At 63.4% G+C, this 14,444-nt stretch carries 16 protein-coding genes; 10 read left to right on the top strand and 6 right to left on the bottom strand.

From position 1 onward, the window contains the following. The first annotated feature begins 6 nt into the window (after positions 1–6). The 4 genes from NKJ04_RS12595 to NKJ04_RS12580 are packed head-to-tail and all read left to right on the top strand — an operon-like array spanning position 7 to position 3,025. Positions 7–456: an acetyl-CoA carboxylase biotin carboxyl carrier protein gene (locus NKJ04_RS12595; RefSeq protein ID WP_352675248.1), complete on the top strand. Its 450-nt coding sequence runs from the start codon at positions 7–9 to the stop codon at positions 454–456. 5 nt (positions 457–461) lie between these two features. Continuing rightward, the gene (gene accC / locus NKJ04_RS12590; RefSeq protein WP_352675246.1) at positions 462–1,835 is read left to right on the top strand and encodes an acetyl-CoA carboxylase biotin carboxylase subunit; all 1,374 of its coding nucleotides are present in this window, start codon (positions 462–464) and stop codon (positions 1,833–1,835) included. Continuing rightward, entirely contained in the window at positions 1,825–2,214 is a 390-nt protein-coding gene (locus NKJ04_RS12585; protein ID WP_352675244.1) for an acetyl-CoA carboxylase biotin carboxyl carrier protein, read from the top strand. The genes accC and NKJ04_RS12585 overlap by 11 nt, the downstream gene beginning before the upstream one ends. Before the next feature lie 37 nt (positions 2,215–2,251). Continuing rightward, on the top strand, positions 2,252–3,025 hold the full coding sequence (locus NKJ04_RS12580) for a LamB/YcsF family protein (RefSeq protein ID WP_352675242.1): 774 nt from the start codon (positions 2,252–2,254) through the stop codon (positions 3,023–3,025). A gap of 17 nt (positions 3,026–3,042) precedes the next feature. On the opposite strand, the gene NKJ04_RS12575 is transcribed toward NKJ04_RS12580, so the two are convergent. The 6 genes from NKJ04_RS12575 to NKJ04_RS12550 are packed head-to-tail and all read right to left on the bottom strand — an operon-like array spanning position 3,043 to position 8,763. Further along, positions 3,043–4,068, bottom strand: a complete 1,026-nt coding sequence (locus NKJ04_RS12575) for a proline racemase family protein (protein ID WP_352551617.1) — start codon at positions 4,066–4,068, stop codon at positions 3,043–3,045. 42 nt (positions 4,069–4,110) lie between these two features. Further along, positions 4,111–5,142, bottom strand: coding sequence for an Ldh family oxidoreductase (locus NKJ04_RS12570; protein WP_352675298.1), 1,032 nt, complete (start codon positions 5,140–5,142; stop codon positions 4,111–4,113). A 38-nt stretch (positions 5,143–5,180) separates the two neighbouring features. Continuing rightward, the gene (locus tag NKJ04_RS12565) at positions 5,181–6,344 is read right to left on the bottom strand and encodes an epoxide hydrolase family protein (protein WP_352675239.1); all 1,164 of its coding nucleotides are present in this window, start codon (positions 6,342–6,344) and stop codon (positions 5,181–5,183) included. After that, positions 6,341–7,321: a 5-oxoprolinase subunit C family protein gene (locus tag NKJ04_RS12560; RefSeq protein ID WP_023809516.1), complete on the bottom strand. Its 981-nt coding sequence runs from the start codon at positions 7,319–7,321 to the stop codon at positions 6,341–6,343. Before NKJ04_RS12560 ends, NKJ04_RS12565 begins: the two co-directional genes overlap by 4 nt. Next, positions 7,318–7,980, bottom strand: a complete 663-nt coding sequence (pxpB, locus tag NKJ04_RS12555; RefSeq protein ID WP_352441939.1) for a 5-oxoprolinase subunit PxpB — start codon at positions 7,978–7,980, stop codon at positions 7,318–7,320. Before pxpB ends, NKJ04_RS12560 begins: the two co-directional genes overlap by 4 nt. 6 nt (positions 7,981–7,986) lie before the next feature. Further along, positions 7,987–8,763, bottom strand: coding sequence for an SDR family NAD(P)-dependent oxidoreductase (locus NKJ04_RS12550; RefSeq protein WP_023809514.1), 777 nt, complete (start codon positions 8,761–8,763; stop codon positions 7,987–7,989). 237 nt (positions 8,764–9,000) lie between these two features. On the opposite strand from NKJ04_RS12550, the gene NKJ04_RS12545 reads away from it, so the two are divergent. From NKJ04_RS12545 to NKJ04_RS12520, 6 genes are all read left to right on the top strand, one after another. Beyond that, positions 9,001–9,636 carry an RraA family protein gene (locus NKJ04_RS12545; protein WP_352551608.1) on the top strand — a complete coding sequence of 212 codons (636 nt, stop codon included), beginning with the start codon at positions 9,001–9,003 and terminating at the stop codon, positions 9,634–9,636. A gap of 147 nt (positions 9,637–9,783) precedes the next feature. Further along, positions 9,784–10,902, top strand: a complete 1,119-nt coding sequence (locus NKJ04_RS12540) for a branched-chain amino acid ABC transporter substrate-binding protein (protein WP_352675236.1) — start codon at positions 9,784–9,786, stop codon at positions 10,900–10,902. Positions 10,903–11,020: 118 nt separating this feature from the next. After that, a complete protein-coding gene (locus NKJ04_RS12535) occupies positions 11,021–11,932 on the top strand; it encodes a branched-chain amino acid ABC transporter permease (RefSeq protein WP_023809510.1) in 912 nt (303 codons plus the stop codon). Continuing rightward, positions 11,932–12,891 carry a branched-chain amino acid ABC transporter permease gene (locus tag NKJ04_RS12530; RefSeq protein ID WP_245273097.1) on the top strand — a complete coding sequence of 320 codons (960 nt, stop codon included), beginning with the start codon at positions 11,932–11,934 and terminating at the stop codon, positions 12,889–12,891. Before NKJ04_RS12535 ends, NKJ04_RS12530 begins: the two co-directional genes overlap by 1 nt. Positions 12,892–12,893: 2 nt before the next feature. Continuing rightward, positions 12,894–13,658 carry an ABC transporter ATP-binding protein gene (locus tag NKJ04_RS12525; RefSeq protein ID WP_023809508.1) on the top strand — a complete coding sequence of 255 codons (765 nt, stop codon included), beginning with the start codon at positions 12,894–12,896 and terminating at the stop codon, positions 13,656–13,658. Then, positions 13,658–14,386: an ABC transporter ATP-binding protein gene (locus NKJ04_RS12520; protein WP_352675233.1), complete on the top strand. Its 729-nt coding sequence runs from the start codon at positions 13,658–13,660 to the stop codon at positions 14,384–14,386. The genes NKJ04_RS12525 and NKJ04_RS12520 overlap by 1 nt, the downstream gene beginning before the upstream one ends. Positions 14,387–14,444: the final 58 nt, after the last annotated feature.

Raw genomic sequence — 14,444 nt, 5'->3', positions numbered from 1 at the left:
CCGGCGATGGATCTCGACTTCGTCCAGAAGCTGATCGAATTTGTCTCGCGTTCGCCCATTGCCGAGTTGGAGATCGAGCGCGATGGCGTTCGTATCCGCATGTCCAGGCAGGGGGTGCTGGCGCAATCCGCGTCGCAGCCTTCGCCGCAGTCGGGGTCAGCCGCCGGCCCTGCCGTCTTCACAAATCCGGCTTCGACAGCTCCGCCCATCGCGCGGCATTCGATCCGCGCGCCGCTGACCGGCGTGTTCTACCGTTCCGGCACCGAAGGCGAACCGCCGCTCGCTTCGGTTGGCGATGTGGTCGTGGAAGGGCAGAAGGTCGGTGTCATCGAAGCCATGAAGACGTTCAACGTCGTGGAATCCGATCGCGCTGGGCGGATCGTCCAGATCGCGTTCGACGACCATGCCGCCGTGCGGTCCGGCGATGTGCTGTTCGTTCTCGAAGATTTGGGCTAGCGGCGATGTTCGACACCGTCCTTATCGCCAACCGCGGTGAAATCGCGCTGCGCATCCTGCGCGCCTGCCGTGATCTCGGATTGAAGACGGTGGCAGCGCACTCGGAAGCCGACGCGAGCCTTCGCCATGTCGCGCTGGCGGACAGGGCGATCTGCATCGGGCCGGCTGCCGCGACGGAGAGCTATCTCAATATCCCCGAGATCATCGCGGCCGCGCAACTCACCGGCGCGGGCGCGATCCATCCGGGCTATGGTTTCCTCTCGGAAAACGCCGCCTTCGCCGAGGCCGTCGAAAATGCCGGCCTCGCCTTCATCGGGCCGTCGGCCGCGGCGATCCGCACCATGGGCGACAAGGTCTCCGCCAAGCGCACGATGATCGCTGCCGGCGTTCCCTGCGTTGCAGGGTCGGAGGGGGCGCTGCCGCAGGACGAGCAGGCAGTGCGCGCCATTGCCGAGGCCATCGGCTATCCGGTCATCGTCAAGGCGGCGGGCGGCGGCGGCGGGCGCGGCATGCGCATCGTGCGCGAGCAGCGCGCTCTGTTGGAAGCCGTTTCGATGGCGGTGAAAGAGGCGGACCGGGCCTTCGGCAACCCGCAAGTCTATCTGGAGAAATTCCTTGAGCACCCGCGCCATATCGAGCTTCAGATTCTGGCGGACAAGCATGGCAAGGCGGTGTGGTTAGGCGAGCGGGATTGCTCCATGCAGCGCCGCCACCAGAAGATCATTGAGGAGGCACCGGCGCCCGGCATCGCCCGCGAGGCGATTGCCGAGATCGGCGAGCTGTGTGCCCACGCATGCCTAACCATCGGCTATACAGGCGCGGGCACGTTCGAATTCCTCTACGAGGACGGGCGCTTCTCTTTCATCGAGATGAACACCCGCGTGCAGGTGGAGCATCCCGTCACGGAACTTGTCACCGGCATCGATATCGTGCGCGAGCAGATCCGCATCGCCCGGGGCGAAGCCCTGTCGTTCAGCCAGGAAGACATCCGCATCCAGGGCCACGCCGTCGAATGCCGCATCAACGCTGAAGATCCCTACAGCTTTCGCCCGCATCCGGGCCGGGTCGAGCGCTGGACGCCGCCCGGCGGCCCGGGAATCCGCGTCGAATCGCATCTCTACTCCGGTTACACCGTGCCGCCGCACTACGATTCCCTGGTGGCCAAGCTGCTGGCGCATGGCGCGGCGCGGGCCGAGGCGATCCGGCGCATGAGCGGCGCGCTGGGCGAGATGGAGGCTGTCGGCATCGCCACCAACGCGCCGCTCCACGGCCTCCTGATGGAGGAGCCCGGCTTTGCCGCCGGCGGCTTCGATATCCATCATCTTGAACGTCTCATTGAAGGCGGTCTGCTCCAGGGACGAGGCGGCGATGACGGTTGAGGAGCTCGAAAGGCTGGCCGGCTGGTGTGTTAGCGCCGGCATGGGCGAGATAGAACTGTCGGAGGCCGGCTTTTCGTTGCGCCTGCACATGCAATCCGTTGTTCCCTCGACACCCGCGGCCGAAGCCCCGAAGGCCGAAACGGTCTTCAAAGGCGTGCGCGCGCCCGGCGTCGGCGTGTTCCGTCTCGATCATCCAACGACCGGTCGGCCGGTTGCCGACCCTGGCCAGGTGGTTCGCAAGGGCGAGACGGTCGGCGTCCTGCAGGTCGGCCCATGCCTGAAGGCCGTGCTCGCGCCGGTAGACGGCGTGCTGGGCGCGGCGCTGATCGAGGATGGAGCGGTCGTCGGCTACGGCACGCCGCTCTACGAGCTGGTGTGAAGCAAAGGCGATGGTTCGAACCACTGAGGAAAGCGCCATGGCGGCCCAAGGATTGCAGGTCGATATCAATTCCGACATGGGCGAGGGTTTTGGAGCCTACAGGCTCGGCGACGATGCGGCGATCCTCGACATCGTCAGTTCCGCCAATGTCGCCTGCGGCTTTCATGCCGGCGACCCCGAGATCATGGCTGCCACCTTCTCGATGGCGCGCGACAAGGGCGTTGCCGTTGGCGCGCATCCGAGCTTCGCCGATCTGTGGGGGTTCGGACGCCGCATCATTCCGCATTCCATGGATGAGATCGAAAGGCTGGTCGCCTACCAGATCGGCGCGGCGCAGGCGCTTTCCGCCTATGCCGGCCACCCGATCCGCTATGTGAAGGCGCATGGCGCGCTAGGCAATCTTACCCAGACCGATCGTGGCGTCGCCGAAGCGGTGACGCGCGCGGTCAAGGCCGTCGATCCCGGCCTGATCTGCCTGGTCATTGCGCTCGGCTTCCAGGACAGGATCGCGCGCGACGCTGGGCTGACGGTCAGGTCCGAGATATTCGCCGACCGCGCCTATACGGAGGAAGGCTTCCTTGTTTCGCGCAAGCTGGAAGGCGCTGTCATCCACGACGCCGAGAGGGCAGCCGAACGGGTCGTCCGAATGGTCAAGCAAGGCGCCATCGAGACGCTTTCCGGGCAGATGCTGCGGACGCCGATCGATTCGATCTGCGTCCACAGCGACACGCCGGCTGCCGTCGCCATCGCCGCGCATGTCAGGAGACGGCTTGAGGCAAGCGGCGTCAGGGTCAGAGCGTTCGCGGCCTGAGCACGGTCGCGTCCGTTTCAGAACCAGACATCGCTGAGGCGATGTCCGCGCGGATAAGGGTCCGTCGGGTCGAGGCCATATTGGCCGATGCTGGTGATCCAGGCCTGTCCGGCGATGGTGACCACGACAGCGTCGCGATCGCCGAGGCGCGTATTGGCGATCACGCGGGAATCGAAATGGGTCCCGATGATCGACCTGTTGCGGAACAGTTCGCCTTTGGCGATCTGCCCCTTGGCCGACATCACCGCCAGCCGCCCGGTGGTGCCGGTGCCTGTCGGCGAGCGGTCGAGCCTGCCATGCAGACACACCGTGCCGTTGAGGCTTTCCACGCGCCCGTCGACGCGCTCGATCGGGCCTTCGAAAATCACGTTGGACACGTCTCGGATCTTCGGGTTCTCCGGATGCACGACCTCGAGCTGCTCGTTGACCGCCTTCTTGATGCGTTGGCCCATCAGCGACATCTGGTGGGCCTCGTCGGGTTTGACGGTGAAGCCGAGTGTGCGCGCATTGACATGGGCGAAAGTCATGCCGCCATAGGAGGTGTCGACGGTGATCGTGCCGAGCCCCTCGACTTCGACAGGTGTGTCGAGGTGGAACGCGAAGGCCGGTACATTGGTGAACTCCACCTGCTTCACCTTGCCGTTCTCGCAGAGACAGCGCACCTCGATCATGCCGGCCGGCGCTTCCATGCGCAGCAATGTCTCAGGCTCCTTCATCGGCACCATGCCCGTTTCCAGCGCCACTGTGGCGACGCAGATGGTGTTTGAGCCAGACATGGGCGGGTATTCCGTGCTTTCAATTATGACGTAGCCGAGATCCGCCGAGGGATCGCAAGGCGGCAGGATGATGTTGCCGTTGACGTAGGGCGCACCGCGCGGCTCGAACAAGAGCAGCCCACGAATGTCGTCCATATGCGCTTCGAGATACTCCTTCTTTTCGAACATGGTCTTGCCCGGAACGTCCTTGACGCCTCCGGTGATCACATTGCCGACTTCGCCCTCGGCATGGCAGCCGACGACCGTGAATGTTTTCGTCCAGCGCATTTTTCTCCTCCTGTGATTGGTCTTGGCCCTGGCGATACCGATTCAGACCGCGTCGAGCCCCCGTTCGAGAAAACGATCGAGTTGTTCCATTTCCTGGTGCGAGAGAACGATACCGTCGCGCTCCGAGGTCTCGCGGGCTAGGAACCGCCTTTGCGAGGGTAGGCGCGCACCTTGGCCCAAGATCGCCTCGAACAGCGCTTCAGCACGGCCCAGCGGATTGCCGGGCCGGCCGGCGGCGAAGGCTTTCGGCGAGAAAGCGATGACCAACTCTCCGTGCGACGGATAAAGCGTCGTGGTGCCAAGCAGCTCGAGCGCCCCGGGGCTGGTCAGGTCGCCGATCATGATCCCGGCGAGCAGTTCGATCATCGTCGCGATGGCGGAGCCTTTGTGCCCGCCGAAGGGAAGCATGGCGCCCGCCAGGGCAGCTTCGGGATCGGTCGTTGGCCTGCCGTCCGAATCCATGGCCCAGCCTTCCGGCAGCTTCTTGCCTGCCCGGCGGTGGAGCTCGATCTCGCCGCGCGCGGCAACCGAGGTCGCGAAGTCGAAAACGTAGGGAGGCTGCTCTTTACGCGGCCAGCCAAAGGCAAAAGGATTGGTGCCCAGCAACGGTCCGTTGCCACCGGTCGGAGCGACGGTGGCATAGCTCGGGCACATGGCCAGGCCGGCAAGGCCTGCCTGGGTCAAGGCTTCGACTTCCACCCAAAGGGCGGAAAAATGCACGGCATCGTTGATCGCTAGCGCGGCGATGCCGCAGGAGCGTGCCCGCTCGACCAGCACCGGCAGGCCCAGTTCGAAGGCCGGGTTGGCGAAGCCGTGCTTCGCATCCACTTTCACAATGGCGGGAGCGTCTTGCGGCAACAGTTCGGGCACCGCGTCTGGGTTTACCTTCCCTGCCTTGATCGTTCGCAGGGCGCCTTCGATGCGATAGACACCATGCGACTTGCAGGCATCGCGTTCCGCCGCGACGATGACCCTTGTGATGGCGCTGGCCTGGATGGGGTTCAGTCCGGCCTTGCGGAAAATTGCATCGACGCGCTTATGCAAGGCATCGATGGTGAGGGCGGTATTGTTCATTTCTGGCCTTCGGGTTTGGCTGCGCGCAAACGCTGCCTTTAAAAATCCAGACCGCCGGCAAAGGCTCTTATATCCTGTGCAAGCAAAGCGGGCTGCTCGAGGGCTGCGAAATGACCACCGCGCGGCATCGCTGTCCACTGGCGGATGTCCTTGAAGACGCGCTCGACCCAACTCCTGGGCGGCATCGGCAGCTCTTTGGGGAACAAAGCCACTGCAAGCGGGACGTTGATCGCTGTGCCGGACGCGAATGCAAGCGGACGGGCGCGCGTTTCCCAATAGAGTCGCATCGACGAAGCGACGGTCCGGGTGAACCAGTAAAGCGAGATGTTGGCGAGCATGTCGTCGCGCGAAAATGCGGCGTTGGCCAGATCGCCATCGCAATCGCTCCAGTCGCGGAACTTCTCGATCATCCACGCTGCCAGTCCGACCGGCGAATCCGTCAGCCCATAGGCAAGCGTTTGCGGGCGCGTCGCTTGAATATGAGCATAGGCGCCATGAATATCCGCCCATCCGGCTTTCCGTTCCAGGAAGGCGCGTTCTTCCAAGCTCAGGTCGCCATCCGGGCCTGGATCGTGAGGAGGTGAGTATGAGCCGGGGATGAAGTTCAGATGCACCCCGGCGAGACTGTCTGGATGCGCGTGCGCCAGGCAGGTCGACACGCCGGCGCCCAGATCGCCACCTTGCGCGAGATATCGTTTGTAGCCGAGACGGCTCATCAACTCGGCCCAAAGGTCGGCGACGGTGAACAGGTTGAGACCAGGCCTGGTCGGTCGGCTTGAAAAGCCATAGCCGGGAATCGAGGGGACCACGACGTTGAAGGCGTCCTCCTGTCTTCCGCCATGCGAAAGCGGGTCGGTCAGAAGCGGGATCAACTCATGAAATTCGAAGACGCTGCCTGGCCAGCCATGGGTGAGTATGACCGTTCTGCCGGTTGCGACAGCGGCGCGCGCATGGATGAAATGGAGGGTTTCGCCGCCGATATCCGTCTGGTAGTGCGGATGGATGTTCCAGGCGGCTTCCTGCTTGCGCCAATCGAAGCCAGTGCGCCAGTGTTGCATTAGTCGGCGCAGTTGCTCGTGCTCCGTTCCCTGCGTCCAGCCTATTGCCTGCAACTGGTCCGGCTCGCGCCAGATCGAGATGCGCTTCTTCAAATCGTCGATTTCAGACTGAGCAATCTCGATGGTGAAGGGGCGAATTTTCATGGAGCCCTCTGCTCGCCGGCCATAAGGTTTCGGGCGGCGATAAAGTCGTGACTTTGCTGCCGGTTCGCGCGAAGCGCTTCTGTCGACGCTTCGATCGAGACCGGCAAGAAACGTAGGCGAGCGCCGACCGGCGCTTGCGCCAGCCGCCAGAAATCGGCTTCGATCACCGTGGCGATCTTCGGATAGCCGCCGCAGGTGTTGGCATCGGCAAGTTGGATGATCGGCTGGCCGGACGGCGGCACTTGAACAGTTCCCGGCACGATGCCGTGGGACAGCAATTCCAGCGGCGAGAGGAGGGAAAGCGTCGCCCCGGCAAGGCGATATCCCATACGGTTGGCGTCGTTGGTGATGCTCCATTCGCTGCCGGTGAAAGCCGCCTGGGCCTCCGGCCTGAAGGCGTCGAACTCGGCGGCCGGCAGAACCCGCAATTCGATTGCCGAGGCCAAGCCGTCCGCCGCGCCTCGCCGCTCTTCCAGCGCTGCGCCGATGCCGCCCGCGGGAAGGCGGCATTGCGCAGGGTTGAGCGCAAGCCGGTCACCGCGGGACAGACCGCGTCCGGCGAAACCGCCGAAACCGCCTTTCACATCCGTCGCGCGCGACCCCATGACGGACGGCAGATCGAGCCCGCCGGCAAAGGCGATGTAGGAACGAGCACCGATGCGCGGGGTTTCGAGGACTAGGGTCTCGCCGGCGCGGATCGTCATGGCCCACCAGGGTGGACAGGGCCGATCGCCGACGCTGACGGCGCAATCCGCGCCGGTGATGGCGACGGCGGTGTCGATATGCACGCGCAGCCGGAACGGATGAAGCGCGACCTCGATCCCGGCAGCCGAGGGGTCATTGCCCAGCATGAGATTGGCGATCGCCAGCGCCTGCCTGTCCATGGCGCCGCCATGGCTGACCCCCAGCGCCAGATGACCGGGCCGGCCGAGATCCTGGACCGTGTTCGGCAAGCCGGTGGTGAGGATCTCGATCATGCCTCGATCTCTGCGATTGCGAATCGGATTTTGTCTCCGGGCCTGAGCAGCACGGGCAATTCCGCTTCGGCCTTGAACAGCTTCACGTCGGTATGGCCGATTATGTGCCATCCGGAAGGCGCAGTCATCGGCATGATACCCGCCTGCGCGCCACCAATGATGACGGCGCCCTCAGTGACTTTGAGGCGAGGCGTGCTGCGCCTTGCCCAGGCAAGCAGCGGGTCGAGACCGGACAGATAGGGAAAGCCCGGCATGGCGCCGATGGCGGCGACGGTGTAGGTGGCCGCCGCGTGGCGGCTGACGGTCTCGTCGACAGACATGCCGCAATGTGCGGCCCAGCCGGCGAGATCCTCGCCGCGCGCGCCGCCATAACTGACGGGAATGGTATGATGCGTGCCGGTCACCGCGTGGGCATCGGTGCAAGCCCAGAGCGACATCAGCTGACCCGTGACGCTGTGGGCGTCCGTAGCGAGTGGGTCAAACACCACCAGCAGGTTGTTCATGCCGGGAACGGCCTCGCGCACCCCCTCTAGGCGCAGCGCGGCATTCGCCACCGCCCAGACCAGTTCCTGGGTGGCATCGCTGAAAGCCCCCTGCACGCCATCGAGCAGCAGCGCGCCCGATCCCGCAAGACTGATGTGAGGCGTACCGACAACCATGGGCGGTCAGTCCTTCACCGGCACCGTATAGTTCAGGATCAGGCGACCGCCATCCGGATAGATGGTCTGGCCGACGATGTAGGAAGCGTCGTCGCTGGCCAGGAAGGATGCGACGCTGGCGATCTCCGAAGGTTCGCCACAGCGGCCGCTCGGCGTGCGCGACAGGATGGTCTGGCGCTGCGCTTCGCTGGCCATGACCGAACTCTTGACCATGTCGGTCAGGATGGTGCCGGGGCCGATGGCGTTGACGCGGATGTTATGCGGGATCAATCCGACGGCCATCACCGCCGTCAATTGCTTAATGCCACCCTTGGACACGGCATAGGCGACGGAATTGGGAATGGCCAGGATGGCGTTGATCGACGACATGTTGATGATCGAGCCGCCGCGTCCCTGCGCGATCATGGCCCTTGCCGCGGCCTGCCCGAGAAGGAAGGGCGCCTTGAGATTGACGCGCTGAACCAGGTCGAAGGCTTCCTCGGGGAAGTCGACGAAATCGTCCAGATGGATGATGCCGGCATTGTTGATGAGGACGTCGACACCGCCGAATCGCTCTGTGGCCTTGGCAACAACATCGGCTGCCATTTCCTGCGTGCATTCGGAGAGATCCGCCGATAGCCAGGCGGCACGCTCACCAAGACGTTCGGCATGCTCGCGCCCGCGATCGGCCTGCACGTCGACAAGCACAACCTTGGCGCCATCGGCATGAAAGCGCTCGGCGCAGGCAAGGCCCAGGCCTTGTGCCGCCCCGGTAACGATCACGACTTTTCCTGCATGCTTCACAGCCAATTCCCTTTTTACAATCATGGCGTTTATGGATATGTTATCCAATCTATCTTGAACTTTGCCGCCATTGCAAGCCCGGACGGGTGGCCTTTGCGGTCATGTTTGCCCAAGTGGCGGCGTTTATGGGCTGCTTTGGCTTTTTTCTGCCGACCAGTGCAAGCCGGTTGACTCCACTGAATTAATTGTGATTGGATACTATATTCATAAAAGTGCCGACGACGGGGAGTGCAGACGATGGCGGATGGATCACAGGAAAGCGAACTGATCGACGCGTTCCGCGCTCTGGCGACGCCGTTGATCAGCGACAATCTCGCCCGTGTCCCCGGGGCTGTCGGATTGCGGCCATTTCACCGGGTGGGCGGCGTCATGGCGGGGAGGGCGCTGACGGTCAGGACCCGCCCCGGCGACAACCAGTTCATCCATCGTGCGCTCGATCTGTTGCAGCCCGGAGACGTCATCGTCGTCGATGGCGGTGGCTATGAGGGGCGTGCGCTGGTCGGCGAGATCATGACAAGTGTCGCGGCGTCGCGCGGCGCCGCAGGCATTGTCATCGACGGCGCCATTCGCGATGCCGGTGCCATCGGCCGCAGTCCGTTTCCATGCTTCGCGCGGTCGGCCATCCATCTCGGACCTTACAAGGATGGGCCGGGAGCCATCAATGTTCCCGTCTGCATAGGCGGCATGGTCGTCGGTCCAGGCGACATCGTCGTCGGCGACGAGGATGGCGTCGTGGCATTTCCAATCGAAGATGCCGCGGCTTTGCTGGCCGCCGTCAGGGCGCAAGAAGCGCGTGAGGCCGAGATCATGCAGAGCATCCGGGAGAACCGCTACCAGGGAGCCTATGCCCGGGCTGCCGGCGGCAGTCACTGATCGGCGGATCAGAGCCTGCGGGTGACAAATCGCGTGGCCGGCTAGCGATCTTGCTCAACATAACCGCTCCGCAGCTAACCGAGGGGCGAAACAATGCATTTCGGGCACGCCGCCTGGATGCGCCAACAGGGGAAATGGAGAGAATTAATGGTTGTTTCCTTCAAGAGGCTTGCCAAGAGGCTTGCTTGTGCCACCGCCCTTGCCGGGCTGGCTATGACCACGATGGCCGCGGCTGCCGACATCAAGATCGGCATTGTGGCCCCCATGACTGGCCAACTGGCCAGTGAGGGGCAGGATATGGAGAACGCCGTGAAGATGGCGATCGATGCCGTCAACGTCAAAGGCGGCGTCAACGGCGACAAGATCATCACCACTACCGCCGACGACGCCTGCGATCCGCAACAGGCGGTGACCGCAGGCAGCAAGCTTGTCTCGGAAGGCGTGACCGCCATCGTCGGCGGCTACTGCTCGGGCGCCGTCTTGCCGACATTGAAGATCTATGGTGACGCCGGCATTCCATTCGTCATCATCGGAGCGAACTCGACCAAGCTGGTCGCCGCCAATCAGGGCAATGCCTTCCTAGCCAATTCAACCGGTGACATGCAGGCGACGACAGCCGTCGAGCTCTTCAAGAAGAACGGCTACAAGAAGATCGCGGTCGTGGATGAAGGCGATGCCTATTCGTCCGACTTGGCCAAGCTGACCGCCGAAGCCTTCAAGAGCGCAGGCGGCGAAATTGCCGCCAAGGAGACCACCACGGCCGGCGAGCAGGACTATTCGGCGGTCGTCACCAAGATCAAATCGAGCGGCGCCGACGCTGTCTTCTGGACCGCATATCATGCCGGTGGCGCCCTGCTCACCAAGCAGCTCCGGCAGGCCGGGTTCCAGGGCGGCATTGTGCTGGGCGACGGCAACAATTCACCGGAATATCTGGAGATCGCCGGGTCGGCCGGTGAGGGCGTGTACCTGTTGTCTCCCCCGACTGTCGACCTCTTGTCCGGCGCCGCCGACTTCAAGGCCAAGTACAAGGAAACCTATGGCCGCGACGCCGGCGCCTATGCGGCGCTCTCCCACGATGTGGGCGACCTGATCGTCGATGCGATCACGCGGGCCAAGTCGGCGGATCAGAAAGCGATCATCGAGGCGCTCAAGGCGAGCGACTTCAAGGGCCTTGCTGGTGAAATCAAGTTCACCGACAAGAACACGCTCCAGACCTCGAATTTCCGCCCGGTGATCGCCAAGGGCGGCAAGTGGGTAGCCGAATAAAGGCCAACCGGATTGACGCCGAGGCAGGCCTTGTGGCGGCCTCGGCGTCACCGCCGATTGTCTGGTGTGCCGACGCTGCGCTCAGACAAGACTTTTTCAATTCTGCCCTGGAGCATCAATGACGCTCGACCTGCTTATTCAGCAACTGGTGAACGGTCTTATCGTCGGCTCGTTCTATGCCCTGATCGCGCTTGGCTACAGCATGGTCTTCGGCGTCATCAAGCTCCTGAATTTCGCCCATGGCGACATCTACATGAACGGCGCCTTCGTCGGCCTCATCGTGTTCTCCTTCGTCGGCATATGGGTCGGCAATGGCTGGCTGGGCGTGGTCTGCGCCCTGCTTGTGTCGATGCTGGCTGTCGGCTTGCTCGGCGTCATCATCGAACGCTTCGCCTACAGGCCGATGCGCAATGCGCCGCGCCTCTCCATCCTCATCACGGCGCTCGGCGCGTCGATGGTGCTGAACGGCACGGCACTCGCCCTGACAGGCGGGCGGCATTACGCCTTCAACACGGACCTCGGTTTTGCCGGCGTGGATATTTCCACCGTTCACATCACCTACACGCAGATGGTGCTGGTGGCCGCCTCCATCGCTCTTATGGCCGGCATGCAGGCCTTTGTCTCACGCACCATGTACGGCAAGGCGATGCGCGCCGTGTCCATCGACATGGGGGCGAGCCGCCTGATGGGCATCGATGTCGACCGGGTGATCGCCTTGACCTTCTTCATGGGCTCGGCGCTCGCTGCCGGCGGCGGGGTCATGGCCGGCGCCTATTATGGCAGTGTCCATTTCTTCATGGGCTTCATCATGGGGCTCAAGGCCTTCACCGCCGCGGTCATAGGTGGGATCGGCAGCGTGCCGGGCGCCATGCTCGGCGGATTGCTGCTCGGCCTGCTCGAAGCTTTCGGTTCGTCCTTGCCCTTCGTCGGCTCGGAGTGGCGTGACGTCTTCGTGTTCGGGACCCTGATCCTGTTCCTTGTGTTCAAGCCGACCGGCCTTCTTGGACGCTCTGTCGTGGAGCGGGTGTGATGACCGACGAAGTGAGAACCATGCCGACCGCCGGGCAACCGCAATTGATGCGCTGGTCCGTCGTGCTGCCCGGCCTGGCGGCGCTCACCTGCGCGCTGGTGTTGCCGCAATTCGCCAACGCCTATGTGACGGAGGTGGCAACCACGGCGCTGCTCTATGTCGTTCTGTGCCTCGGCCTCAACGTTGTCGTCGGCTATGCAGGCCTGCTCGATCTCGGCTACGCCGCCTTCTTCGCGGTCGGCGCCTACACATCAGGCATCCTGACCGCGGAATTCGGGTTCAATTTCTGGCTTACCATCCCGGTCGCCATGGTCGCCGCCTGCGTGGCCGGCATCATCATCGGGGCTCCGACATTGAGATTGCGCAGCGACTATCTGGCGATCGTGACGCTGGGCTTCGGCGAAATCGTGCGCATCATCGCCCGCAACCTCGACATCACCGGTGGCGCGAGCGGACTCATCGGCATCGAGCGCCCGGAGATATTCGGCTTCAGGCTGATGCAGGTGCAGCACTTCTACTATGCGTTCCTGGTGCTTGCGCTTCTCACCGCCTTCGTCTGTCTGAGCGTCGAGCGATCGCGAATGGGACGAGCCTGGTTCTACGTTCGCTACGATGAGGACGCCGCCGCTGGCATCGGCATCAACCGTGTCACGGCCAAGCTGCAAGCCTATATGATGGGCGCTGTGATCGCTTCCGTGGCCGGATGCCTCTACGCAGCCAAGATGACGGCCATCTCGCCGGAGAGTTTCACCTTCAACCAATCGCTGCTCATCCTTCTCGGCGTCGTCCTGGGCGGCATGGGCCGCATTCCCGGCGTCGTCCTTGGTGCTGTTCTCGTGGCCCTGCTTCCGGAGGTGCTGCGCGGCGCGGGAACCTATCGTCCCCTGGTGACCGCGGTTGCGCTGCTGGCAATCATGCTCTTCAGGCCGAACGGGCTGTGGCCGGACAAGCGAGTTTGACCATGGCGCTGCTGGAAGTCCGCGACCTGCGTCTCAGTTTCGGAGGACTGAAAGTCCTTCACGACATTTCGTTCTCGGTTGAGAAAGGCGCCATCAACAGTCTTATCGGGCCGAACGGGGCCGGCAAGACATCACTCTTCAATTGCCTGACCGGCTTCTACAAGCCGAAGGGCGGCTCGATCAGTCTGGGCGGCCGGCCAATCACCGGCTTGCCGCCGCACCGCATCACCGCGCTCGGCCTCGCCCGCACGTTCCAGAACATCCGGCTGTTCAAGGAAATGACCGTTCTGGAAAACGCCATGTCCGGCCAGCATTGCCGCAGCCGCCACGGCATCATGTCGGCGATCCTGCACTTGCCGGCACAGCGGCGCGAGGAGGAGACGATCCGCGCGGCTGGCATGCGCTGGCTCGATTTTGTCGGCATCGAGCAGCATGCGCATCGCCGTGCCGGTGGTCTTTCCTATGGCGATCAACGGCGGCTCGAACTCGCAAGAGCCCTGGCGTCGGCGCCCGAACTCATCCTGCTGGACGAGCCCGCCGCCGGCCTGAACGAGCGCGAGAAGCTGGACCTTGTTCACCTGATCCGCCGCATCCGTGACGAAACCGGTGTCACCGTCCTGCTGATCGAGCACGATATGGGCCTGGTCATGCAGGTGTCGGAGAAGATCGTGGTGTTCGACTATGGGCAGAAGATCGCCGACGGACCGCCGGAGGCCGTGCGAAAAGACCCCAGGGTCATCGAAGCCTATCTCGGTACGGAGGACTGATGGACCCCGAAATCGTTCTTTCCGCGGACCGCATCGTCGCACGCTATGACGGCATCGAAGCCCTTCATGGTGTCAGCCTTTCGGTCAAGCGCGGCCAGATCGTCGCCCTGCTTGGCGCGAATGGTGCGGGCAAGAGCACCACCCTGCGCACGCTGTCCGGCCTTGTTGCCGCATCCTCCGGATGTGTTCGCTTCCTGGGCGAGGACATAACCAAAGTCCCTGCCCATCGCCTGCCGCATCGCGGGCTCGTCCACGTCCCGGAGGGAAGGCGTATTTTCGGCGACATGACGATCAGGGAGAACCTCGACCTGGGCTCGTTCACGCTTGCCGACGACGTCGAGCGCCGGCGGCGGCTGGATCATGTTTTTGAGCTCTTCCCCATCCTGGCGCGCAGACAGAATGGCGATGCAAGGAACCTCTCGGGAGGCGAGCAGCAGATGCTGGCGATCGGCAGAGCCCTCATGGCCGCGCCCAAGGTGCTGTTGCTCGATGAGCCTTCCATGGGTCTGGCGCCGCAACTGATCAAGGAAGTCATGAACATCGTGCAGCGCCTCAATCGTGAAGGCGTGACCATTCTGCTTGTGGAGCAGAATAGCAAAGTCGCCTTGAAATTCGCCGACTACGGCTACGTTCTCAAGGCCGGACGCGTTGTTCTTGAGGGACCAGGCAGCGATCTCGCGAGCAATGAAGCGGTTATCAGCGCCTATTTAGGTGGCGTCGCTGCTTAGCTGGCAAAGCTGCCAACGCCCGGATTTTACAGAATGAGGCCGCCGCTCCAGTCCATGA

It is taken from the genome of Mesorhizobium sp. M0618 (genome assembly GCF_040320765.1).
Lineage (GTDB): Bacteria > Pseudomonadota > Alphaproteobacteria > Rhizobiales > Rhizobiaceae > Mesorhizobium.
Note: the sequence above shows the minus strand (reverse complement) of the source record. Positions and strands in the feature narration are given on the sequence as shown.